The organism is Microvirga sp. (genome assembly GCF_014699075.1).
GTDB lineage: Bacteria > Pseudomonadota > Alphaproteobacteria > Rhizobiales > Beijerinckiaceae > Microvirga.
Map to the genome: position 1 here is coordinate 163,804 of NZ_JACXAB010000001.1, position 23,656 is coordinate 187,459.

The 23,656-nt window shown below is 64.5% G+C and carries 23 protein-coding genes and 1 other RNA gene; 12 read left to right on the forward strand and 12 right to left on the reverse strand.

The window, feature by feature from the left end; genetic code table 11:
• Positions 1-24: 24 nt before the first annotated feature.
• Complete coding sequence (gene argB, locus IC232_RS00900) at positions 25-930, forward strand: acetylglutamate kinase (protein WP_190842979.1); 906 nt, start codon at positions 25-27, stop codon at positions 928-930.
• A gap of 82 nt (positions 931-1,012) precedes the next feature.
• Positions 1,013-1,750 carry a pyrimidine 5'-nucleotidase gene (locus IC232_RS00905; protein WP_190842981.1) on the forward strand — a complete coding sequence of 246 codons (738 nt, stop codon included), beginning with the start codon at positions 1,013-1,015 and terminating at the stop codon, positions 1,748-1,750.
• Positions 1,751-1,812: 62 nt separating this feature from the next.
• Here the strand turns inward: IC232_RS00905 and IC232_RS00910 are convergent, their stop codons facing one another.
• Together IC232_RS00910 and IC232_RS00915 are read right to left on the reverse strand one after the other, a co-directional pair.
• Complete coding sequence (locus IC232_RS00910) at positions 1,813-2,316, reverse strand: ferritin-like domain-containing protein (RefSeq protein WP_190842984.1); 504 nt, start codon at positions 2,314-2,316, stop codon at positions 1,813-1,815.
• 104 nt (positions 2,317-2,420) lie between these two features.
• Positions 2,421-3,551, reverse strand: a complete 1,131-nt coding sequence (locus tag IC232_RS00915; RefSeq protein ID WP_409564829.1) for a DNA recombination protein RmuC — start codon at positions 3,549-3,551, stop codon at positions 2,421-2,423.
• Between the two features lie 144 nt (positions 3,552-3,695).
• Here IC232_RS00915 and def point away from each other — a divergent pair, with 144 nt between their 5' ends.
• Genes def through truA form a run of 4 tightly spaced genes read left to right on the forward strand, consistent with a single transcriptional unit; the run spans position 3,696 to position 6,398 of the window.
• Positions 3,696-4,214, forward strand: a complete 519-nt coding sequence (gene def / locus IC232_RS00920; RefSeq protein ID WP_190842986.1) for a peptide deformylase — start codon at positions 3,696-3,698, stop codon at positions 4,212-4,214.
• Positions 4,211-5,143 (forward strand): methionyl-tRNA formyltransferase, encoded by a 933-nt coding sequence (gene fmt / locus IC232_RS00925; RefSeq protein WP_190842988.1) that lies wholly within the window; start codon positions 4,211-4,213, stop codon positions 5,141-5,143. The genes def and fmt overlap by 4 nt, the downstream gene beginning before the upstream one ends.
• An 8-nt stretch (positions 5,144-5,151) precedes the next feature.
• A complete protein-coding gene (locus tag IC232_RS00930; RefSeq protein ID WP_190842991.1) occupies positions 5,152-5,646 on the forward strand; it encodes a GNAT family N-acetyltransferase in 495 nt (164 codons plus the stop codon).
• Between the two features lie 2 nt (positions 5,647-5,648).
• Positions 5,649-6,398, forward strand: coding sequence for a tRNA pseudouridine(38-40) synthase TruA (truA, locus tag IC232_RS00935; RefSeq protein WP_190842993.1), 750 nt, complete (start codon positions 5,649-5,651; stop codon positions 6,396-6,398).
• Here the strand turns inward: truA and IC232_RS00940 are convergent.
• From IC232_RS00940 to dapD, 3 genes are all read right to left on the reverse strand, one after another.
• Entirely contained in the window at positions 6,390-6,980 is a 591-nt protein-coding gene (locus tag IC232_RS00940) for a hypothetical protein (RefSeq protein WP_190842996.1), read from the reverse strand. The genes truA and IC232_RS00940 overlap by 9 nt on opposite strands.
• A 102-nt stretch (positions 6,981-7,082) precedes the next feature.
• Positions 7,083-8,246, reverse strand: coding sequence for a succinyl-diaminopimelate desuccinylase (gene dapE / locus IC232_RS00945; RefSeq protein ID WP_190842998.1), 1,164 nt, complete (start codon positions 8,244-8,246; stop codon positions 7,083-7,085).
• Between the two features lie 4 nt (positions 8,247-8,250).
• On the reverse strand, positions 8,251-9,096 hold the full coding sequence (gene dapD, locus IC232_RS00950) for a 2,3,4,5-tetrahydropyridine-2,6-dicarboxylate N-succinyltransferase (protein ID WP_190843000.1): 846 nt from the start codon (positions 9,094-9,096) through the stop codon (positions 8,251-8,253).
• 153 nt (positions 9,097-9,249) lie between these two features.
• On the opposite strand from dapD, the gene IC232_RS00955 reads away from it, so the two are divergent.
• On the forward strand, positions 9,250-10,836 hold the full coding sequence (locus IC232_RS00955) for a sensor histidine kinase (protein ID WP_190843002.1): 1,587 nt from the start codon (positions 9,250-9,252) through the stop codon (positions 10,834-10,836).
• 187 nt (positions 10,837-11,023) lie between these two features.
• Here the strand turns inward: IC232_RS00955 and recR are convergent, their stop codons facing one another.
• The 4 genes from recR to ffs all read right to left on the reverse strand — a co-directional run bounded on the left by recR (position 11,024) and on the right by ffs (position 13,935).
• A complete protein-coding gene (gene recR / locus IC232_RS00960) occupies positions 11,024-11,629 on the reverse strand; it encodes a recombination mediator RecR (protein ID WP_190843004.1) in 606 nt (201 codons plus the stop codon).
• 7 nt (positions 11,630-11,636) lie between these two features.
• Entirely contained in the window at positions 11,637-11,957 is a 321-nt protein-coding gene (locus IC232_RS00965) for a YbaB/EbfC family nucleoid-associated protein (RefSeq protein WP_190843007.1), read from the reverse strand.
• A 15-nt stretch (positions 11,958-11,972) separates the two neighbouring features.
• Positions 11,973-13,808 carry a DNA polymerase III subunit gamma/tau gene (locus IC232_RS00970; RefSeq protein WP_190843010.1) on the reverse strand — a complete coding sequence of 612 codons (1,836 nt, stop codon included), beginning with the start codon at positions 13,806-13,808 and terminating at the stop codon, positions 11,973-11,975.
• A gap of 28 nt (positions 13,809-13,836) precedes the next feature.
• Positions 13,837-13,935: signal recognition particle sRNA small type (ffs, locus tag IC232_RS00975), an RNA gene on the reverse strand.
• 325 nt (positions 13,936-14,260) lie between these two features.
• Here ffs and IC232_RS00980 point away from each other — a divergent pair.
• Positions 14,261-14,671, forward strand: coding sequence for an HIT domain-containing protein (locus IC232_RS00980; protein WP_190843012.1), 411 nt, complete (start codon positions 14,261-14,263; stop codon positions 14,669-14,671).
• A gap of 3 nt (positions 14,672-14,674) precedes the next feature.
• Positions 14,675-15,577 (forward strand): NAD(+) diphosphatase, encoded by a 903-nt coding sequence (gene nudC, locus IC232_RS00985; RefSeq protein ID WP_190843015.1) that lies wholly within the window; start codon positions 14,675-14,677, stop codon positions 15,575-15,577.
• Positions 15,578-16,641: 1,064 nt separating this feature from the next.
• Here nudC and IC232_RS00990 read toward each other — a convergent pair.
• The 3 genes from IC232_RS00990 to IC232_RS01000 are packed head-to-tail and all read right to left on the reverse strand — an operon-like array spanning position 16,642 to position 18,766.
• Positions 16,642-17,175, reverse strand: coding sequence for a GNAT family N-acetyltransferase (locus IC232_RS00990; RefSeq protein ID WP_190843017.1), 534 nt, complete (start codon positions 17,173-17,175; stop codon positions 16,642-16,644).
• The gene (locus IC232_RS00995) at positions 17,172-18,026 is read right to left on the reverse strand and encodes a prephenate dehydratase (protein WP_210335180.1); all 855 of its coding nucleotides are present in this window, start codon (positions 18,024-18,026) and stop codon (positions 17,172-17,174) included. The genes IC232_RS00990 and IC232_RS00995 overlap by 4 nt, the downstream gene beginning before the upstream one ends.
• Entirely contained in the window at positions 18,023-18,766 is a 744-nt protein-coding gene (locus IC232_RS01000; protein ID WP_190843019.1) for a 3-deoxy-manno-octulosonate cytidylyltransferase, read from the reverse strand. Before IC232_RS01000 ends, IC232_RS00995 begins: the two co-directional genes overlap by 4 nt.
• Positions 18,767-19,057: 291 nt before the next feature.
• Between IC232_RS01000 and IC232_RS01005 the strand changes: the two genes are divergently transcribed.
• The 3 genes from IC232_RS01005 (at position 19,058) to IC232_RS01015 (ending at position 23,648) form a co-directional block, all read left to right on the forward strand.
• The gene (locus IC232_RS01005; RefSeq protein WP_190843021.1) at positions 19,058-19,675 is read left to right on the forward strand and encodes a c-type cytochrome; all 618 of its coding nucleotides are present in this window, start codon (positions 19,058-19,060) and stop codon (positions 19,673-19,675) included.
• Between the two features lie 266 nt (positions 19,676-19,941).
• Entirely contained in the window at positions 19,942-21,786 is a 1,845-nt protein-coding gene (locus IC232_RS01010) for an extracellular solute-binding protein (protein ID WP_190843023.1), read from the forward strand.
• Complete coding sequence (locus IC232_RS01015) at positions 21,783-23,648, forward strand: extracellular solute-binding protein (protein ID WP_190843027.1); 1,866 nt, start codon at positions 21,783-21,785, stop codon at positions 23,646-23,648. The genes IC232_RS01010 and IC232_RS01015 overlap by 4 nt, the downstream gene beginning before the upstream one ends.
• The last annotated feature ends 8 nt before the right edge of the window (positions 23,649-23,656 follow it).

Genomic DNA, 23,656 nt, shown 5'->3' on the forward strand with positions numbered 1-23,656 from the left:
CTGTTGACCGCGCCGGAGCCGCTCATGTCCGATCCGTCCACGCCTCTTCCCGACGTCCATGTGCAGGCCGAGGTGCTTGTGCAGGCCCTGCCGCACATGCAGCGCTATGACCAGCAGATGGTCGTCATCAAGTATGGCGGCCACGCCATGGGCGACCGGGCAGCCGCCGAGGATTTCGCCGAGGACGTGGTTCTCCTCGAACAGGCGGGCATCAAGCCCGTGGTCGTCCATGGCGGCGGGCCGCAGATCGGGAAAATGCTTGAGAAGCTCGGCATCAAGTCCGAGTTCAAGGGCGGGCTTCGCGTCACGGATGCGGCCACCGTCGAGGTGGTCGAGATGGTGCTTGCGGGCTCCATCAACAAGCAGATCGTCGGCTGGATCGGCGCCGAGGGCGGCAAGGCCGTCGGCCTGTCCGGCAAGGACGGCAACATGGTCATGGCCCGGAAAGTGACCCGCACCGCCATCGACCCCGATTCCAACATTGAGAAGGTGGTGGATCTCGGCTTCGTCGGCGAGCCCGAGCAGGTGAACCGGGAGGTTCTGGACCAGGTGCTTCAGGCCGAGTTGATCCCGGTCCTGGCTCCGGTGGCGATCGGCCAGGACGGCCAGACCTACAACGTCAATGCCGACACCTTTGCCGGCGCCATTGCGGGCGCGCTCACGGCCAAGCGCCTCCTCCTGCTCACCGACGTTCCGGGTGTTCTCGACAAGAACAAGAACCTCATCCCCGAGATGACCATCGAGGATTGCCGCCGTCTCATCGCGGACGGCACCATCACGGACGGCATGATCCCGAAGATCGAGACGTGCATCTATGCCCTGGAACGGGGCGTGGAGGCGGTGGTCATCCTCGACGGCAAGGTGCCCCATGCGGTGCTGCTGGAGCTGTTCACGGACCACGGTGCCGGCACGCTGATCCGCCGCGGATAAGGGTGACTCTTTCCGAAGTGGCAGAGAGCGCTTATATTTACAGCAGTGGGGCCGCACGGCCCCACTGTCGTCTTTGGAATCCATGAACGCCAAACCAGCCATCGAGAGCCACCTGTCCTCCGCCGAGTCCCGTCCCTTCTCGCATGTGGAGACGTGGGTTTTCGACCTGGACAACACCCTCTATCCGCACACCTCGCGGGTCTGGCCGCAGATCGACCAGCGCATCACCCTCTACATCAGCGAGCTCTTCGGGCTCGACGGGCTGTCCGCGCAGGCGCTGCAGAAGTTCTTCTATCACAAATACGGCACGACCCTGAAGGCGTTGGTCGACGAGTACGACATCGATCCGCACGACTTCCTCGACTTCGCCCATGACATCGACCACACGGATATCGAGCTGAACCACAGCCTGGGCGAGGCGATCGAGCAGTTGCCCGGCCGCAAGCTCATCCTCACCAACGGCTCGCGCAAGCACGCGGAAAATGTGGCGAGGAAGATCGGCATCCTCGACCATTTCGAGGATGTGTTCGACATCGCCGCCTCCAATTTCGTGCCCAAACCGGACCGTCGTGCTTACGAAATCTTCCTCGACCGGCACGGGGTGGAGCCCTCCCGCTCGGCCATGTTTGAGGACATCGCCAAGAACCTGACCGTGCCGCACGAGCTCGGCATGACGACCACACTGATCGTACCGAAGACCCTCGATCCCTTCCGGGAGAGCTTCGAGCAGGAAGCCGTCAAGACGCCGGATATCGACTACATCACCAACGATCTGGCGGATTTCCTGCGCGCTTACGCGTTGCCGGCAAAATCCAAGTAACAGCTCCCCAACAAAAATGGCCTCCTTTCGGAGGCCATGTTCGCATCTGACGGGCGAGAGGCTTACGCAGCCTGCGTGTTGATCTTGCTCTCGGCAATCCGATTGAGCTTCTGGTCGGTTGCCTTTTCCTGATCCAGGATCTGGTGCAGGACGCCGGCGCAGTCGTCGCGACCGAGCTGCTTGGCCCAGGCCACGAGCGTGCCGTAGCGGGTGATCTCGTAGTGTTCCACGGCCTGAGCGGCGGCGAGCAGCGCGGCGTCGAGAACCTGCGGATCGGCGATCTCGCCGGAGATCTCCTGCGCTTCGTCGATGATGCCATCGATGGCCGGGCAGGTCACACCCTTGGGATCATGGCCATGCATGCGGAAGACCTGCTCGACCATCTGGATCTGCTGCTGGGTCTCGCCGAGATGGGTCTGGAAGGCCTGTTTCAGCTGCGGATCGGTAACCTGTTCGATCATCTGCGGCAGCGCCTTCGTGATCTGCTGCTCGGCGTAGTAGATATCCTGCAGGGTATGGATGAAGAGGTCATCCAACGACTTGATGTCCTTTGACAAAAGGCCCATAGCGCAATCCTTCCCGAGTTTTGAGACATGCCAGCATGCGAGCGCCCTCATTCGCTTGGCGCGTCGTGCAGCTTGGGGAGAACGTCGCGGGCGAAAGGCGGTTCCTAGTCCACCGCCCGAAGATTGCGGCCCTGGAGACGCAGGAGCTCGGCCCGGGCCTCCGCCTCCCCCTCGTCGAACTCGAGGGCCTCGATCCTCTCGCCGCGCTTCACGATCTTGTCAGTCGAAACGCGGATCTGGGACACGTCGTCCTGCGCCTGCCGGAAATGGGCATCGAGCTTCGCCACGCGGGAATCGAGCCGTTCCACGTCTTCCAGGAGTTTCTGCACCTCGACCTGGATCACCCGCGCCTCCTCCCGGATGCGGGCATCGCGCACGAGCGCCTGCATGACCTGGATGGCGAGCGTCAGGAGGGACGGCGAGACGATGACAATGCGGGCGCGATGGGCCTTCTGCACCACCTCGTCGAAATGCTCGGCGAGATCGGCGTAGATCGACTCCGCCGGCACGAACAGCATGGCGATGTCCTGCGTCTCGCCGGGGATCAGGTACTTTTCCGCGATGTCCTTCACATGGACGAGCATGTCGCTGCGGACCTTTGCGGCTGCACGGCTGCGCGCCTCGTCACCCTTGGCCTCGCGGAACAGGGTAAAGCCCTCCAGCGGGAATTTGGCGTCGATCACGAGCCCGCGCTCGTCGCCCGGCAGGCGTACGAGGCAATCCGGGCGTGTGCGGTTGGAGAGCGTTGCCTGGAACTCGAACGCGCCCACGGGCAGCCCGTCGCGAACGATTGCCTCCATGCGCCCCTGGCCGTAGGCGCCGCGGGTCTGCTTGTTGGACAGGATGTCCTTCAACCCCACGATCTCGCCCGTGAGGTTCGTCAGGTTCTGCTGCGCCGCGTCGATGACCGCAAGGCGCTCGTTCAGCTTGGACAGGTTTTCCGATTGGTGGCGCGTGGAGGATTCCAGCCCCTGGCCGACCCGGTGCTGCAGCCCGTCGATCCGCTCCGAGATCATGCGCACGAAGTCGCTCTGGCGGGATCCGAACACCTCCGCCATGGTCCGCATCCGGCCGGTCATCTCAGATTGGATCCGGGTGAGCTCCGCCACCTTGTCATCCATCTCCCGCGCCCGCTCGTCGGCGATCATCGCTTCCATGGCCCGATCCCGGCGGGTGCGCAGGAGCTGCATGGTGACGAGGAGAAGCATCATGAGACTCAGGCCAGCCATCCCCATGACAGCCTGGCCCCAGGTTATGGAGGTTTAGCCGAGGATCAGCACGACATCGTTCATGAAGCTCAAGGTTCCGGTTGACGGATGCATCCGAACATAAGACGAACGATTTGACCATCCTCGCTCAAGCACTTATCTCCCGCGATCATGACCATCAGACCTCTCGTTATTATCCCCGATTCCAAGCTCCGCCTGGTTTCCGAGCCCGTTCAGGAAATCACGGGCGAGATCCGCAGGTTGGCGGACGACATGCTGGAAACCATGTACGACGCCCCCGGCGTCGGCCTCGCCGCCATCCAGATCGGCGTGCCGGTCCGCATGGTGACCATGGACGTGTCGAAATCCGAGGGCGAGCGCGAGCCGATGGTGCTCATTAACCCCGAAATCGTCTGGGCCTCGGAGGAGAAACGGGTCTACGAGGAGGGCTGCCTCTCGATTCCCGAATATTACGAGGAGGTTGAGCGGCCTGACCGGGTGCGCTTCCGCTACATGGACCTGAAGGGCGAGACCATCGAGCAGGACGCGGACGGACTGCTGGCCACCTGCGTCCAGCACGAGATCGATCATCTCAACGGAGTCCTGTTCATCGACTACCTGTCGAAGCTCAAGCGCGACAGGGTCATGACCAAGTTCAAGAAGGCGGCCAAGCGCGAGGCCGGCGCATGAGCCTGCGCGTCGTCTTCATGGGCACTCCGGATTTCGCCGTGCCCACGCTGTCCGAGATCGTCGGCCAGGGCCACGAGGTGGTGGCCGTCTACACCCGCCCGCCGGCTGCCGCCGGGCGTGGCATGGAGTTGAAGCCCTCCCCGGTCCACAATATGGCGGATCGGTTCGGGATTCCCGTGTTCACGCCCAAGACCCTGCGCACCGACGAGGCTGCGGAGATCTTCCGCAGCCATGACGCCGATGTGGCGGTGGTGGTGGCCTACGGCATGCTGCTGCCGAAAGCTATTCTCGAGGCGCCGGAGCTCGGCTGCCTCAACCTTCACGCCTCCCTGCTCCCCCGATGGCGCGGCGCGGCGCCGATCCAGCGCGCCGTCATGGCCGGCGACCAGGAAACCGGCGTCGCCGTCATGAAGATGGAAGAGGGCCTCGATACAGGTCCCGTCGCCATGGTCGAGAAGGTGGCGATCGGGCCTGATATGAATGCGGGCGACCTGCACGACAAGCTCATGATGCTCGGCGGGGACCTCATGGTGCGGGCGCTCGCCGCCCTGTCGCGGGGGGGCTTGGGCTTCACGCCACAGCCTGAGGAGGGCGTCACTTACGCCCATAAGCTCAAGAACGAGGATGCCCTGATCGACTGGTCGCAGCCAGCTCAGGCCGTGCACGACCACATCCGTGGGCTCTCTCCCTTCCCGGGGGCCTATTTCACGGCGGATTTCGGCAAGGGTCAGGAGCGTGTGAAGGTGTTGCGCGCCGCCTTGGGAAAAGGCTCAGGTTCACCTGGGACATTGCTCGACAATAATGGTATAATATCCTGTAGCGACGGGGCTGTCCGTCTCATCCAGGTTCAGAGAGCCGGTAAGGGCCCCGTGGCTTTCGAGGAATTCCTGCGCGGCGTGAGGCTTGGTCCGGGCGCCCGCTTTGGGTGAGGTCCGGCATGAGGGTTCGTCTGGAGGAGACTACCGACTGGCCTTCACTCTACACTATCTATGCTGCCGCCTTCGGACAGTTGGCCGAGGCCGATCTTGTCCGGCGTATGCAGGATGACGAAGACCTCATCCTGTCGGTGACCGCCTATACGGATGAGCCGGCCGGTCATATCGCCTACTCCCGTCTGTGTTTGCACGAGACTCCATCCATCAAGGCATGCGTGCTGGCCCCGCTGGCGGTCTGCCCCTTGTTTCAAAAGCAAGGCATCGCGGCGGCTCTTGTCCGGCATAGCCTCATGCGCCTGACGGAAGACGGATACGACTTGGTCGTCGTTCTTGGCGAACCGCATTATTACGGCCGCTTCGGCTTCGATCCGAAGCTGGCGGAAAAGCTGAAAACGCCCTATGACGGGCCCTATCTCCAGGCCCTTGCGCTTTCCGACCACGGGAAAGGCGCCCACGGCCCTGTATCCTACGCCAGGGCCTTTGCAGAACTGAACTAGACATGCCTCGCTACAAGCTTGTCGTCGAATACGACGGCACGCCATTCACCGGGTGGCAGCATCAGACGAACGGTCTTTCCGTGCAACAGGCGGTCGAAGATGCGATCGCGCGCTTCACCGGCACACCCGTGCGCGTCCACTGTGCCGGGCGCACCGATTCAGGCGTTCACGCCACCCACCAGGTCGTGCATGTGGATTTGGAGAAGGAGTGGCGGCCGGATACCGTGCGCGATGCCACCAACTCTCACCTGAGGCCTGCCCCTGTTGCGATCCTGTCGGCGCAGATCGTGCCCGAGACGTTCAATGCCCGCATCTCCGCCGTGAAGCGTCATTACGTCTACCGCATCCTCAACCGGCGCGCGCCGCCGACGCTTGAAGCAAACCGGGTCTGGCACGTGGCATGGCCGCTTGATGCGGAGGTGATGCACGAGGCCGCGCAGACACTGATCGGGCGGCACGACTTCACCACGTTCCGGGCGGCCGAATGCCAAGCCAATAGCCCGATCCGCACCCTCGACCGGCTCGACGTGGAGCGGATCGGCGACGAGATCCGCATTTATGCCTCGGCCCGCTCGTTCCTGCACCATCAGGTGCGCTCGATGACGGGAACTCTGGAGCGGGCCGGCGCCGGGCGCTGGTCGGTGGAGGATGTGCGGGCGGCTCTGGAAGCGCAGGACCGCAAGCGCTGCGGCCCCATGGCTCCATCGACGGGCCTTTACCTGATCGGCGTCGACTACCCGGAGCTAGCCTAGAAGGCCTCGCATCGCCGTTCCCACGAAGGCATTGAGCACGATGCCGAGCACGACGATGCCCAGGGCCGGCAGACCGGTAAGGCCCAGCGTCGACTTGGTGGCGAACCATTGCAGCCGGACGATGATGATCGCAAAGGCGAGGCTGAACAGGCTGGCGAGGCCGGGAGGCGCCCAGCCCAGGAGCATGAGCATGGCTGGCACGGAGAGCACCAACATGCCGATGACGGAGATCCAGTTCGTGACGATCACGAAAGGCACATAGGCCTTCTCGAGCCGGAGCCAGCGGGCAATCCAGATCATGGCGACCGGCAAGGCAAGGAAGCCTGCCACATGGCCGAGGGCCACGACGAGATCCAGCCAGACATTGTCCAGCAGGGCTCGGTCGGGCTGAAGCAGGCCGAGGCGCAGACGCTCGAAAGCCAAGGAGACCACGTAGGCCGGAAGGGTCAGCCAGAGCGCCGTGAAGGAGCGCCAGAAACCTCGCTCGCTCATGTCGAAGGATTTCAGCCCTTCGACCCTGCTGTTGAGCAGGTCCAGTGTTCCCCTGAACGAGCGATTGACCTCATCCGCCGTGACGATCATGAGCAGCCTCATCCATGAAGACGATTGCTCACGAGAATGGGCGGATGGCTAAATCGTTCCGCCAAAATTCCGACTTTAGTCTAAATAGTCAGGCTTGGGCTGTCAGGATGCAGCGGCGAAGTAGGCGTCGAGCACCTTGCGGTAAATCCCTGTCAGGCGGTCCAGATCGGCCACCGGCACCCGCTCGTCGATCTGGTGCATGGTCTGCCCGACGAGGCCGAACTCCACCACCGGGCAGTCCTTCACAATGAAGCGAGCGTCCGACGTGCCGCCGGTGGTGGAGAGTTTCGGCTGGACACCGGTCTCGGCCTCGATGGCATCGGCGATGAAGCCCACGAAGGCATTCGGCGGCGTCAGGAACGCGACGGCGTTGGTCGGCTCCATCACGAGGCGGTAGCGCACCGTGTTGCCGGCAGCCTCGCGCAGGCGGCGGTCGATCTCCTGCTCCAGGCTTTGGGGCGTCCAAAGATCGTTGAAGCGGATGTTGAATGTGGCCCGCGCCTCGGCCGGGATGACGTTGGAGGCGGGATTGCCCACGTCTACCGTGGTCATCTCCAGGTTCGAGGCATCGAAATGCTCCGTGCCGTGATCGAGCGGTTCGCTGAGGAGCTCGGAGAGCAGGCGCATCATGCCGGGGATCGGGTTGTCCGCCAGGTGCGGATAGGCCACGTGTCCCTGCTTGCCCTCGACGACGACCCGGCCGGTCAGCGAGCCGCGCCGGCCGATCTTGATCATGTCGCCGAGCTGGTTCGGGTTTGTGGGCTCGCCCAGAATGCAATGGTCGAACCGCTCGCCGCGGCCCTTCGCCCATTCAAGGAGCTTGACCGTGCCGTTGACGGCCGGCCCCTCCTCGTCTCCCGTGATGAGGAAGCCGATGGAGCCTTTGAACGCGGGAGTGTTGCGGATGAATTCGAGCGCTGCCGCCATCATGCAGGCGATGCCGCCCTTCATGTCGACCGCGCCGCGCCCGTAGAGCTCGCCGCCATGGATCTCGCCGCTGAACGGGTCATGGGTCCAGCGGCCCACATCGCCCGGCGGCACGACATCGGTGTGACCGGCAAAGAGCAGGTAGGGCTCGCCTTGGCCGTAGCGGGCATAAAGGTTCTCGACATCCGGCGTGCCGGGCTCGGAGAAGACCGGCCGGTGCACCACGAACCCTGCCTCCTTCAGGACGCCTCCGATGAAGGCGAGCGCCCCACCCTCCTCCGGCGTCACGGAGGGGCAGCGCAGGAGGGACTGGGCGAGGGAGAGGGGGGAATGGTCCATCGGATCAGTCGCGCAACAGCTCGTTGATCCCCGTCTTTGCCCGTGTCTGGGCATCGACGCGCTTCACGATGACGGCGCAGTAGAGAGACGGACCGGGAGAGCCGTCCGGAAGCGGCTTGCCGGGAAGCGAGCCGGGCACGACCACGGAATAGGGCGGCACGCGACCCACGAAAACCTCGCCGGTGTTGCGGTCGACGATCTTGGTGGAAGCCGACAGGAACACGCCCATGGAGAGCACCGAGCCTTCGCCCACGATCACGCCTTCCACCACCTCGGAGCGAGCGCCGATGAAGCAGTTGTCCTCGATGATGGTGGGATTGGCCTGGAGCGGCTCCAGCACGCCGCCGATGCCGACGCCGCCGGAGAGATGCACGTTCTTGCCGATCTGAGCGCAGGAGCCCACCGTCGCCCAGGTGTCCACCATGGTGTTCTCGTCCACATAGGCGCCGAGATTGACGAAGGACGGCATCAGCACCACGCCGGGCGCGATGTAGGCGCCGCGGCGCACGGTGCAGTTCGGCACGGCCCGGAAGCCTGCGGCGCGGAAGCGGTTCTCGCCCCAGCCGGCGAACTTGGACGGCACCTTGTCCCACCAGGTCGCCTCGCCCGGACCGCCGCCGATGACCTCCATGTCATTCAGGCGGAAGGACAGCAGCACGGCCTTCTTCAGCCATTGATGCACCTGCCACTCGCCGCCGGCGCCCTTCTCGGCCACGCGAGCCTTGCCGGAATCGAGCAGGCTCATGGCCTCTTCCACGGCCTCGCGCACGGCGCCCGTCGTGGTGGGGCTGACATTGGCCCGGTCTTCCCAGGCGGCATCGATCGTTTGGGCGAGGTCGGTGGTGGACATGAGCAGCTCGGAGCAAGGGTTTCGTTGCCGCCTGATTAGCAACGGCGCTCAGGCCTGTCACCTGATCTATGTTGTGGACACCCAGTCAAAGCCTAGCATAGGGTCCGGTCTGCACCTGTTTCACCCACAGCCTTGGACCTGAGCTCCCGCCGTATGATTCCCGTCCGCGACATGCGCAGCGTTCTTTATGCTACGGCGATCCTCTTCGCCGTTGCGGTGATCGGGATCAGAGGGGCGTTCCTGTGGCTCGAGTACCGCAGCGCCTTGAATCGCGCCGAGGCTGCAACGCAGGATCTCGCCCTCCTGATGGAGGAATATGCCAAGCGGACCCTCGAGACGAGCGACCTCCTCCTCAACGACATTATTGCCTATGTGCGCCTGAGAGGCGGTGTCGGCGCCTTGAGCGAAACGACCGATGCCAGCCAGTACCTCGCCGAATTGACGCAGAGGTCCTCCGCCAGCGATTTGTTCCTGATCATCGACCGGGATGGCAAAGTGGTTGGAGTATCGATCCCGCAGCTGGGGGAGCCGGTGGGCTTTGCGGACCGGTCCTGGTTCAAGGCCCACTGGGCCGGAGCTGAAAGCTTCGTGGGCGGCGCCATCGTGGGACGGCTCACCAAGGAAATCCTCTATACCTATTCCCGACGCATTCCCGATCTGAACGGCGATTTCGACGGAGTCGCGCAAGTCGCCCTGCGCCCAGCCTTCCTGCAGGAGATCTCAAGGCCTGACATTGAGGACGACAACATCATTCTCGGCCTCTGGGGCCGAGATGGGCGCGTCATTGCACGCACCGGCCTCGCGGCGAACCAGACGGACACGGGCGTCAGCCACACGGCGCTCTTCAACGAGATGGAGGGGCAGCGCAGCGGCACCTACCGCGCCAGCGATATGGGCGATGGAATCGAGCGGATCATCTCCTTCCGCCGGCTGGAACGCTGGCCCGTCACCGTTACGGCCAGTGTGCCGGTCACGACGGCACTCGCCGCCTGGACAACGGGCTTCTACTGGAGCGCCGGAATCACGGCCATCGTGCTGATTGCACTGTGCTGGCTCACCTGGATCGGAGTGCGGCTCAGCCACCAGACGGAGACCACTCAAAAGGAGTTGCAGCGCGCGAACGAAAGCCTTGCGACCGCGCTGTCCGACAAGGTCATGCTGCTGCAGGAAATTCATCATCGTGTGAAGAACAACCTGCAGGTTACATCGAGCCTGCTGCAGATGCAGGCCCGCCGCTTCCAGGATCCGGGTGTGAGGTCAGCGTTCCAGGAAACGCAGGACCGTCTGCGCTCCATCGGGCTGATCCACGATATTCTTTATCGCAAGGATACGGGCGGCACGATCGATCTGCAGGACTATCTTGGCCGGCTCATTCACGAACTGTCCGCCACCTACGGGGCTGCGGCCCGGGGGATCATCGTCGACCTCGATGCCGAACCGATCATGATCGATCTCGACCGCGGCGCTCCGCTGGCGCTCGCCGTAACAGAGGCGATTTCCAATGCGTTCAAGCACGCTTTCGGGCCCGGTGAAGGCGGCCGCATCATCGTCTCTGCGCACAGGATCGATGGCCGGATCGCAATCGCCGTGCGCGACACGGGCAAGGGCGTGTTGGATGTGCCGGAGAATGCGTCGTCGCTCGGGATGAAGCTCATCCGATCCTTCGCCCAGCAGCTCGGCGGCCAGTTCAGCCTGACGGCCGATGGCGGCACGGTGTTCCGGCTCGACATTCCGGCGTGAAAGCTACGCCGGCATGGCAGTCCCCCGCCTTGATCCGGGTATCAGTCCCGGCCATCCACGTCTCGTTTATTCCAACCTCATCCTGAGGAGCAGACGCAGTCTGCTCCTCAGGATGAGGGCGAAGGAAAACAATACCGAGATCACCGGCACAAGGCCGGTGATGACGTGAGAAGGGCAGGGCTTTTTTTCAGAACGAGGTGCGCTGGCGGATGGCAGCCGACAGGGTACCCTCGTCGAGATAGTCGAGCTCGCCGCCGACCGGCACGCCGTGGGCAAGCTTCGTCACCTTGATGGGCAGATGTGCGAGCAGCTCGGTGATGTAATGAGCCGTGGTCTGCCCATCGACAGTCGCGTTGAGGGCCAGAATGACCTCGGCGACGCCGGGCTCCGACACGCGGGCGACGAGGCGTTCCAGGTTCAGGTGCTCGGGACGCACGCCGTCGAGCGGGGAGAGCACGCCGCCGAGCACATGGTACTTGGCGTTGACTGCGCCGGAACGTTCGAGAGCCCAGAGATCGGACACGTCCTCCACCACGACGAGGATCGAAGGGTCGCGCTTGGCATCGCGACAGATGGTGCAGGGTTCCGACGTATCCACATTGCCGCAGGACGAGCACACGACGATGCGCTCGTTGGCGATGCGCATGGCATCGCTCAACGGGTTGAGCAGCGTCTCACGCTTCTTGATGAGATGGAGTGCCGCGCGCCGTGCAGAACGCGGGCCCAAGCCCGGCAGACGGGCAAGCAGCTGGATCAGACGCTCGATCTCAGGTCCGGCAACGTGTTGAGCCATTGATGTCTCAGAACAGCTTCAGGCCGGGCGGCAGCGGCAAGCCCTTGGTGATGCTTTCCATGCGCTCCTGGGCGGCACGTTCGGCCTTGCCGCGGGCGTCGTTCATGGCGGCCACGATGAGATCCTCGAGGATCTCCTTCTCGTCCGGGTTCATGAGCGAGGAATCGATGTTGATCGATTTCAAGCTGCCCTTGCCGGTCACCTTCACGGTCACGACGCCGCCGCCGGCGGTGCCGTCGACTTCCAGGGTGTCGAGCTCGGCCTGGGCATCCTGCAGCTTCTGCTGCATCGCCTGAGCCTGCTTCATCAATCCCATGATGTCCTTCATGACCGCATCCTCAATTTAAAACAGATCGTCGTCTTCTTCAGTCTCGTGCGCAGCCGCCGCATCCTCTTCGCCGAGGATCTCGGCTTCCGCGTCCTCGCCGGTCTTTTCCGCACGCTCGATCACGTTCACGATCTGCGCGCCGGGAAATTTCGAGAGCACCGCCTGCACAAGCGGATGGTTGGCCGCCCCCTCCTTGCGCTCGCGTTCGGCCGCGACCGCCTTTTCGTGCAGGGTCGGAGCGCCTTCCTCGGAGGAGAGCGCCACCATCCAGCGCTCGCCGGTCCATTGCTGGAGGGCGCGGGTGAGATCGTTGGCGATGGTGCGGCTGCCGGTCTCGGTGAGGCTGAGCTCGATGCGGCCCTCCTCGAAGCGCACGAGGCGCACGTCGCGCTCCAGCGCCGCCTTCAGGACGATCTCGCGCTTCTCACCGGCGAGCGCCACCACGTCCTCGAAACGGCGCAGGCGCATGGTCGGCTCTGCCGGTGCAGGCTGAGCGCGCGGCTGCGGCTGAGCCTGCGAGGTCGCGAGCGCCATATTGCCGGAGGTCGCCGGGCCTGACGGCCGCGAAGGCGCGGGAGCCGGGCCGCCTGGGGTGAGCGGAGCGCCGTCCTTCAGGGCGCGCAGCGCCTCGTCGGGCGTCGGCAGGTCGGCCGCGTAAGCCAAGCGCACGAGCACCATCTCGGCAGCCGCGATCGGGCGGTTCGACGCCTGGACCTCGGGGATGCCCTTGAGCAGGATCTGCCAGGCGCGCGACAGGGTCCGGACCGAGAGCTTCCCGGCATAGTCCATGCCGCGGGTGCGCTCGATCTCCGAGAGAGCGGGATCCTTGGCGGCCTCCGCGATGAGCTTGAGGCGGGTGACGATGTGCGAGAAGGCCGCGAGGTCCGACAGGATCACGGCCGGGTCCGCACCGGCATCATATTGCGAGCGCAGTCCCTCGAAAGCTGCCGGCACGGCGCCGCGCATGATGGCCTCGAACAGATCGATGACCTGGCTGCGGTCGGCGAGCCCGAGCATGTCGCGCACCGTGTCGGGCGTGACCACGCCGGCGCCGTGCGCAATGGCCTGATCCATCAGCGACAGGGAATCGCGCGCCGAGCCTTCGGCCGCGCGGGCAATCGCCGCGAGCGCCTCCTGGTCGGCCTGCACGCCTTCGGCATCGCAGATTCGGCCGAGATGAGCCACGAGCTTGTCGGCCTCGATGCGGCGCAGGTCGAAGCGCTGGCAGCGGGACAGGATCGTGACGGGCACTTTACGGATTTCGGTGGTGGCGAAGATGAACTTCGCGTGCGGCGGCGGCTCCTCCAGGGTCTTCAGGAAGGCGTTGAACGCCTTCTCCGATAGCATGTGGACCTCGTCGATGATGTAGACCTTGTACCGGGCCGAGACCGGCGAGTAGCGGATGCCGTCGATGATCTGGCGAACGTCGTCGATGCCGGTATGCGACGCCGCGTCCATCTCCAGCACGTCCACGTGCCGCGATTCCATGATGGCTTCGCAATGGACGCCGAGGTCCGGCATGTGGACCGTCGGAGCGCCGGAGCCGTCGGGCTTCTGATAGTTGAGGCCGCGGGCCAGGATACGGGCCGTGGTGGTCTTGCCGACGCCGCGGACGCCGGTGAGCATCCAGGCCTGCGGGATGCGGCCGGTCTCGAAGGCGTTCGAGAGGGTGCGGACCATCGCCTCCTGGCCGATCAGGTCGTCGAAGGTGCGCGGGCGGTATTTGCGGGCAAGAACGCGGTAGGGCGAGGCCTTCGCTGCGGAAGCAGCCGCCGCCGGTGCTGGCGCGGCGGGGAAGCCCGGCAGGGCCGGCTCGTCGTTCAGGGGCGTGCCGGCTGTGGTATCGTCCATCGACTGCAAGGCTTTGGAGAAACTTGTACGGTGGGAGGCTGGACGAAGACCCGTTCGGTCTCGTTAGGGCTGCTTCCTTCCGGACCTGACCCGGTTGGCGAGTGAGACGTCCCTCGCCAACCTCCCACCGGCTATATGAGGGCATCGTTCCCGAAACGCAAGTTGGAAACAGTTATCCAGAGGCCGTCATCCCGGGGCTGCGTCAGCAGAACCCGGGATCGCTGGAGGAGTGTGGCTCCCTTCACCTCTCCCAGTGGGAGAGGTCGCGCCTTCAGGCGCAGGTGAGGGGTTACGCCATACCCGGAAAGACCTGTAACCCCTCACCCCACCCCTCTCCCTCAGGGAGAGGGAGACCCGCGCCCTATCCTACAAACGATCCCGGATCGGCTGCGCCGTCCGGGATGACAAATCCTGAGGCTGACAGGATGCCGCGGGCTCGGTTACATAGCCTCATGACATTCCAGCTCGATTCCCGGCTCGACGCCGACACGATCCCGGTCGGCGACCTCGCCCTCTCGTCGGTTCTGCTGCTGAACGACGCACGTTTTCCCTGGTTCGTCCTAGTGCCCCGCATCGCGGGGGTGAGCGAGCTGACGGACCTGTCCGAGGAGCAATCCGCCCAGCTGATGCAGGAGATCCGCATCGCCACGGGGGTGATGCTGGAGCTCTCGAAACCCGACAAGGTGAATGTGGGCGCGCTCGGCAACATCGTCGCGCAGCTTCATGTTCATGTGATCGGACGCTTCCGCTCCGATCCGGCCTGGCCCGGTCCCGTCTGGGGGCACGGCACCCGGACCCCTTACCCTCCCCACGCGGCTTCTGCCCTCATCGAGCGTGCCGCCACTCTTTTCGCGGCGGCCTGACCCATGATCCGACCCATCGCCTACATCACGAACCCGCTCGTCCGCCACAGCGCGGAGCGGGACCCGGAGGCGATCGCCAACGCCGTGGCCAATCCCTGGACAGCCATGGTCGTCCTGGCCGGCGACCTGCCCGTCCTGCGGACCGGCGAGCCGGGAACGTGCCTCCTGAGTGCCGAGATCCTGGGGCGCCTTCCCGCCCACCAGGAGCAGGTGTTTCTCGGCACGCTCAACGACCGCCCCGTTGTGGCGACCCTGGTCGCCCCGGAGGCGGCCGAGCTGTTTCAGGACGACCCGGTCTTCACGGCCGTCGACCTGCGATCCATCGCGGTGCGCGGCCTCGTGCCGGCGGAGGAGCTTGGGATGCTCGCCATGGCGAAGTCGATGCTCGACTGGCACCGCCGCCACCGCTTCTGCGCCAATTGCGGTGCGCCGACGCAAGCGGCCCAGGCCGGTTTCCGGCGCGATTGCGCGGCCTGCGGGGCCCAGCATTTCCCGCGCACCGATCCGGTCGTCATCATGCTCGTGACCCGCGGCGACAAGTGCCTGATGGGCCGCCAGCCGCGCTTTCCGGAAAAGATGTATTCCTGCCTCGCCGGCTTCCTGGAGCCTGGCGAGACCATCGAGGACGCGGTGCGCCGGGAGACCTTCGAGGAGGCCGGCATCCGGGTGGGTGCCGTGCGCTATCTCGCCTCCCAGCCCTGGCCCTTCCCGTCGAACGTCATGATCGGCTGCATTGGGGAAGCGCTCAACGACGACATCGCCTTCGACGGCGAGGAGCTCGAGGACGCCCGCTGGTTCACCAAGGACGACATCCGGCGCATGCTGGAAGGCGCCCACGAGGAATTCCTGGCGCCGGCTCCGATTGCCATTGCGCACCACCTCATTCGGGAGTGGGTGAAGGAGTAGAGCCAGCTCTCACGATGGTACGTCATCCCGGACGGAGCGTGAGCGAAGATCCGGGGTCGCGGGCAGGATAAGGTGTTGGATCCTCACCGGTGTCATCCCCGCGCAGGCGGGGATCCATCACCGCTGACGCCTCAAGAAGAGCGAACCGCGTTGCGCCTCGTTCTGCACCGTCGGCGGTTATGGATCCCGGGCTCTGCTGCGCAGCCCCGGGATGACAGGGCTTTACTCGTCATCCGATCCCGGATCGGCTCTGCCATCCGGGATGACCCACTTGATGTCTCTGTCAAAGAGCCAGCACCTTGGGGCCCGCAGCGGGTGCTGCGAGCCTGAAGGTTGATCGAGGGTGGCGCGACGGGCAGCCCGGCTCGATGTGTGTTGGTGAAATGGAAGAGCCGAGGTGCCTCTTCGCGCACGGCTTCTTTAGGCGTTCAAGCGATGCCAGCCCGGTGACCGCTCAAGGCGGGGCCCGCCTGCTCAGCGGGGGCCTTGAACCGATTCCGACCACCGGCACGCAGCCTGGGCCTCCCGTCGCACAGGTTTGCGAAACCTCTGCACGGGACCGTGCCTGCTCCCACACTGCGACGCCTCGCGAGCGCGCCCCTCACAGGAACAGGTCTACGCAACCTTATAGCCGAGCTTAGAGCAACAATCAAGAACAAAATAAGAACATTGATCCTTCCACCTGCTGTCATCCCCGCGCCGTCATGGCCGGGCTTGTCCCGACCATCCACGTCTTTGCCACCCACCCTCTCCATCCTCATCCTGAGGAGCAGACGCAGTCTGCGTCTCGAAGGAGGCTCCAGAGAGCACTGGATGATCCTTCGAGACGGTCGCTGCGCGACCTCCTCAGGATGAGGCAGGAGCGGTGGACAGCAAAGACGTGGATCCCCGGACCAAGTCCGGGGATGACGGAGAGGGTGTTGGAACCGGGGAGTGTCAGAACCCCAAGAGTGTCATTCCCGGCCGGAGCGTAGCTGAGTGGAAGGGGATCCAGAGCGTTGGGCGTGAGGATGGATCTCCTTCCCGCACTTCATGCGCTGGGGGTGACGCGCGTCGAGGACAAATCAACCCTCCGGGGGCAGCTCGAACCGATACGCAACCTCGGTGACCATCTGACCGCGTAGGTCGAAGGACTGCTCAGCTCCGGATGTGCCGCCCAGAGATTCATAGAAGTGGCGGGCAGGCAGGTTGTCCTTCAGGACCCACAGGGCGACCGAGCGGATGCCGTGGGCGGCGAGGTGATCGAAGACGCCGGCCATGAGCCTGCGACCGATGCCCTGCCGCTTGACCTTGTCGAGCAGGTAGATGGCATAGATCTCGGCATCGGTCCCGAGAAGATCGACACCCTGGCCGCGGATCGGCCCGCCTCGGATGAACCCGACGATCTCGCCGTCATCGGCTTCAGCCACGAGGAGCCTGGCCCTGGGCTCCGGCTCGGCCAGAGCCCGTTGCCATAACTGGACCCGCTCCTCGACGGAGAGACCCGCGAGGGCCTCCGGTGAGAGGAAGCTCTTGTAGGATTCGCGCCAGCCCTGGACGTGGGCCCTGGCAATGCCTTCCACGTCAGCCTCAACGGCATCGCGGATGCGGATCGTCACTCCGCCGCTTCCTTGATCTTCTCCCGGAACGGATCGGCCGGGTAGACACCCAAAATCCGCAGCTCACGGGAGAAGAATTCCAGCTCCTCGAGCGCTCGCTTGAGGTTGGCGTCCTCCGGGTGACCGTCCACCTCGGCGTAGAACTGCGTGGCCAGGAACTCGCCTTCGAGCATGTAGCTCTCGAGCTTCGTCATGTTGATGCCGTTGGTGGCGAAGCCCCCGAGCGCCTTGTAGAGAGCCGCCGGCAGGTTGCGGACGCGGAACACGAAGGACGTGACCGTCGGGCCCTCGCTGGCCGGAGCCCATTGCGGCGTTTTCGACAGGATGACAAAGCGGGTGGTGTTGTGAGCCTCGTCCTCCACGTTCTCGGCCAGGATCTTGAGGCCGTAGATGTCGGCCGCCATTCGGGGCGACAGCGACGCCCGGGTCGGGTCCTTCCATTCCGCCACCTCGCGGGCAGAGCCTGCGGTGTCGCCGGCCACATGCGCTTTTAAGCCCAGCTTGCGGATGATTTTGCGGCACTGGCCGAGCGCATGGACGTGGCTGTAGACGTCCTTGATGGTGCCGAGATTGGCATCCGGGACGGCCATCAGGTGAAAATGGATCGGCAGGAAATGCTCGCCGACGATGTGCAGACCCGAGGTCGGCAGCAGATGGTGGATGTCGGCCACGCGGCCCGCAATCGAGTTCTCGATCGGGATCATGGCGAGGCTCGCCGGACCCTCGTTCACGGCAGCGAAAGCGTCCTCGAAGGTCGGGCATGGCAGCGCCTCCCAGTCGGGACGGGCTTGCGCGCAGGCGGTGTGGGAATTGGCGCCCAATTCGCCCTGGAACGAAATCAACTTGCTCATGATTGCCTCCGCGCCGCGATGATCTCACGCGCTCTGTCCAGATCGTGGGGAGTATCGACGCCCAGCGGCACGTCGTCGACGACAACGGCATCGATGCGCATGCCGGCTTCGAGCGCGCGCAGCTGCTCCAGCTTCTCGCGCAGCTCCAGGGGTGACGGCTTCAGGCCGACGAAACGCTGCAGCGCCTTGCGGCGGTAGGCGTAGAGACCGATGTGATGATAGAGCGGCCCGTCACCATAGGGCGCGGTCGCCCGGGTGAAGTAGAGCGCGCGGAAGCGGCCCGGGGAGATCTGGCTTCCCACCATCTTCACCACATTGGGATTGGTCCTCTCCTCCTCGCGCCCGATAACCGCCACCAGGGTCGCAAGATCGACTTGCGGATCCGAGAGCGGGGTGATCGAAGCGGCAATCGCCCGGGGATCGACGGTCGGCAGGTCCCCCTGCACGTTCACGATCACGTCGTGCCGCCCGTCCGGGTCGAGCTTTTCCACAGCCTCGAAGATGCGGTCGGACCCGGAGGCATGGTCGGCCCGCGTCATGACCGCATGGCCACCCGCCCGCGTCACGGCTTCGGCGATCTCGGGCGCATCGGTAGCGACCGCCACGGGTCCGATCCCTGCTTCCATGGCCCGGCGCCACACATGGACAATCATGGGCTCCCCCGCGATGTCGGCGAGCGGCTTGTTGGGCAGGCGCATTGCGGCCATACGGGCCGGGATGAGGACGAGAGGGTCGGACATGGCGCGATCTTCAAGGCAGAGGGGTCTTCAAGGGCTGGGGCTTGAGCGTCCTTAGCAAGGCGCGCCCTGTTTGTCATGACCGTGTGCGGCACTCTATCCAGGGACCTCGAGGCACCCTGAATTCGTTGCAACCCCGAACTGCGACCACGAGAACGGCGAAAACCTCCGGAAACCCCATTGTCAAACCCCCATGACAACGGCTAAGCAACGCCCCGACGCGGGCACCCGCCTGCGGATCCTTTCTGCTGCGCTGGTTTCGCCGCTTTTACGAAGGCGAGGAGAGCCTCACTCATGAATATCGAGACCAATAAGATCGCAGGCGCCGTTTTCGCCTCGCTTCTTTTCGTGGTCGGCGTCAATGTCATCGCCGGCGGCCTGTTTTCTCCCCATAAGCCCGCCGTTCCAGGCTATGACCTCCCGGCACCGGATGAAGGCGCGACCGCCGATGCGGGCGCCGCCGCTCCGGCCGAGCCGCTTCCCATTCTTCTCGCCAGCGCCGACGTCGCCAAGGGTCAGGCTGCGGCCAAGAAGTGTGCTTCCTGCCACACCTTCGAGGAGGGCGGACCCAACAAGGTCGGCCCAAACCTTCATGGCGTGGTCGGCCGTGCTCTCGCGTCTCACGCGGGCTTCAACTACTCGGGCGCCCTCAAGGGCAAGGGCGGCGATTGGAATTACGAGGCTCTGAACGCCTTCATCCAGAACCCCAAGCAGGCCGTCCCCGGCACCATCATGGCCTTCGCGGGCATCGCCCAGGCCAAGGAGCGGGCCGATCTCATCGCCTATCTGAAGTCGGTCTCCCCCGCGGCTCCTCCGCTCCCTGAGGCCTCCGCCGCTGCGGCTCCGGCCAATGCGGCCGCCCCTGCGGCGCCCGCTGCAGGAGGAACTCCTGCCGCTCCGGCAGCCCAGTAAGACACCCCCCTCTCACATTTCCGAAAGCCGGGCCGAAAAGCCCGGCTTTTTCTTTTGAGCCGCCTCTCCTTTCAGGCGTTGTCCCTTGCGCTCGCTCCACAGCGCCCAAAAATGTAGCTAGCGCATCGGACGGAAAAGTGGGATCCGGTTTTCCGCTCCGAACGATGCGCCAGTATAAAGAAGAAGCATCGGATTGATCCCAAAAGTGCAGTTCCACTTTTGGGTCCGATGCTTGGACAGACGCCTCACATCCTAGGAGACGCCGTGTGATCCGTACCCTTCTGCCGAGCCTCCTGGCTGCCTGTCTTGCCCTCAGCCCCCTCGCAGCCCAGGAAGCGCGATGGCGGCACGGATCGGTCCTGCTCGACGAGCCGAAATACCCGGCAGGCTTCAAGCATTTCGACTATGTGAACCCGGATGCTCCCAAGGGCGGGCTGGTGCGCCTCGGCGCCCAAGGCACCTTCGACAGCTTCAACATTGTGGTGGCCGGCGTGAAGGGCTCGCCCGAACAGGGGATCGGGCTCGTCTACGAGGCCTTGACCACATCCGCCCTCGACCAGCCCAACTCGTCCTATGGTCTCCTGGCCGAGGCTTTTTCGTACCCGGAAGACTATTCCTCCGTCACCTTCCGCCTGCGTCCCGAAGCGCGCTGGCACGACGGGAAGCCGGTGACGGCGGACGACGTGATCTTCTCCTTCGAGGCACTGAAGACCAATAGCCCCACTTACGCCTTCTACTATGCCAACGTGACCAAGGCCGAGAAGCTGGGCGAACGGGAGGTGAAATTCACCTTCGACGAGAAGGGCAACCGCGAGCTGCCGCAGATCATGGGACAGCTCATCGTCCTGCCCAAGCACTGGTGGGAAGGGACCACGCCGGACGGGCGCAAGCGCGACATCACGCAGACGACCCTGGAGCCGCCGCTGGGCTCAGGCCCCTACCGTCTCAAGAGCTTCGAGGCTGGCCGCACCGCTGCTTACGAGCGCGTGAAGGATCATTGGGGTGCCAATCTCAACGTGTATGTCGGCCAGAACAATTTCGACGAGATCCGTTTCGAGTATTACCGCGACGCGACGGTGCTGCTCGAAGCCTTCAAGGGCGACCGCATCGATTTCCGTTCCGAGAACAGCGCCCGCAACTGGGCCGTCGGTTATGACTTCCCGGCGCGCCAGGAAGGCCGCGTGATCCGTGAGGAATTCCCGATCCGCGCGAGCGGCAGGATGCAGGCCTTCGTGCTCAATCTCAGGCGCGACCAGTTCAAGGATCAGCGCGTCCGCCGGGCCTTCAACCTCGCCTTCCCGTTCGAGGAGTTGAACAAGACGATCTTCTACGGGCTCTATGAGCGGCCCTCGAGCTACTTCTACGGATTGGATCTCGCATCATCGGGTCTGCCAGAGGGCAAGGAGCTGGAGATCCTGGAGAGCGTGCGCGACAAGGTGCCTCCGTCGGTCTTCACCACACCTTACAAAAACCCGGTCAACGACTCGCCAGAGGCCATTCGCAACAACCTGCGCGAGGCCGACCGCCTGCTGAAGGAAGCAGGCTGGGAGGTGAAGGGCGGCCACCGCGTCAACGCCAAGGGCGAGGTCTTCAGCGTCGAGCTTCTCGGCAGCAGCCCCAACGACGAGCGCATCTTTCTGCCCTATGCGGATGTTCTCAAGCGGCTCGGCATCGCCGCCAGCGTGCGCACCGTGGACGACGTTCAGGAGACCAACCGCACCCGTGCTTTCGACTTCGACATCACCACGGGCCTCTGGCCTCAGTCGTCCTCGCCCGGCAATGAGCAGCGTGAGTTCTGGGGCTCGCAGGCAGCAAGCCGCGAAGGCTCGCAAAACCTCGCCGGCATTGCGGATCCTGCGGTCGACGCGCTCATCGATCGCGTGATCTTCGCCAAGGACCGCGACGAACTGGTCGCCGCCACAAAGGCGCTCGACCGCGTGCTGCTGGCGCACGATTATGTCGTTCCACAATGGACGTCGCTCAAGCAGCGCACCGCCCGCTGGGACCGCTACAGCCATCCCGAAAATATGCCGCGTTATGGTGGTGCCGCCTTCCCGACCGTCTGGTGGTACGATGAGGCCAAGGCTGCCAAGACGGGAGCGCCGCGATGAGAGAGTTCAGCCGCCGTCACATTCTTCGAACAGGGGCAGCGACTGCTGCGCTCTCAGTCCTTCCGCGCACTGGTTGGACGCAGGAAGGCAACGGCTCTGAGACCCATGGTCTCTCCAGCTTCGGCGAGCTCAAGTACCCGCCCGACTTTAAGCATTTCGATTACGTGAACCCGGCGGCTCCGAAAGGCGGCACGCTGGCGATCCAGATCAAGCAGACGCTGGGCAACCAGAACTTCGATACGTTCAACACGCTCAATGTCTTCGTGCTGAAAGGCGACGGCGCAGCGGGCATGGCCGGCACCTTCGACACCCTGATGGCCGGCTCCGGCGACGAGCCCGATGCGCTGTATGGCCTCGTGGCGAAGAGCGTGCGCATCTCCGACGACAAGCTCACCTATCGCTTCACCTTGCGGCCCGAGGCGCGCTTCCATGACGGCTCGAAGCTGACTGCGAAGGATGCGGCCTTCTCGTTGAACATCCTCAAAACCAAAGGCCACCCGGTCTTCAGTCAGCTCCTGCTGCAACTGGCCTCGGCGGAAGCGGAATCGGACGAGGTCCTGCGCGTCCAGTTCACGCCGCAGCGCAGCCGCGACCTGCATCTCGTCGTCGCCGGACTGCCGATTCTCTCCGAGCGCTACTGGCAGGGCAAGGATTTCGAGGCTGCCACGCTCGAAGCCCCGCTCGGCTCGGGTCCGTACAAGGTGGGACGCTTCGAGGTCGGGCGCTTCATCGAGTTCGATCGGGTGCCCGATTACTGGGCCAAGGATCTGCCCGTGAATGTGGGGCAGAACAATTTCGACCGCGTCCGCTACGATTATTTCCGCGACCGCACGGTGGCGTTCGAGGCGTTCAAGAACGGCACGCTCAACTTCCACGAGGAGTCGACATCGCGAACCTGGGCAACGGGCTACGACTTCCCGGCGGCGCGCGAGGGACGCGTCAAGAAGGAGGAGCTTCCCAACACCCTGCCGGCGCCGATCCAGGGCTGGTACTTCAACACGCGCCGCGAGATGTTCAAGGACCCGCGCATCCGCGAGGCGATCGGGTTGGCGTTCGATTTCGAATGGACCAACACGAACATCATGTTCGGCTCGTATCGCCGCACAACATCGTTCTTTGAGAACTCGGACATGAAGGCTGTGGGCCGTCCGTCGAGCGAGGAACTGGCGCTGCTGGAGCCGTTCCGGGACAAGCTGCCGGCCTCCGTCTTCGACGAGCCCGTTGTGCCGCCCGTCTCCGACGGGTCGGGCCAAGACCGGCAGCTGCTGCGCCGGGCAGACGAGCTTCTGCGACAGGCCGGGTGCAAGCGCGACGGCGGCGTTCTCAAACTACCGAACGGACAGCCCTTCGTGATCGAGTTCCTCGATGCCGCGACTTTCCTTCAGCCGCATACTCAGCCGTTCCAGAACAACCTGAAGCGGCTCGGCATCGATGCCCGCTCGCGCATCGTGGATGCGGCACAATATCAGCAGCGGCTGAACGAATACGATTTCGACATCACGAGCCGGGCCCTCGTCGGCGTCACAACGCCCGGCGACAGCCTGCGAACCGTCTACGGCTCACAGGCCGCCCGCACCCCGGGAGCGCAGAACCTGGCCGGGATCGAGCACCCGGCCGTCGACGCCCTGATCGAGACTATCGGCAGGGCCAAGTCGCGCCAGGAGCTGAACATCGCCTGCCGCGCCCTGGACCGGGTTCTCCGTTCGGGCCATTATTGGATCCCCATGTGGTTCAAGGCCAGCGACTGGTATGCCTATTGGGACCAGTTCTCGCGTCCGGAGACCAAGCCGCGCTTCGCCTCGGGCGCGCCGGGAACCTGGTGGTACGATGCCGAGAAGGCGAAGCGGATCGGGCGAGGATAAGGCTTGGA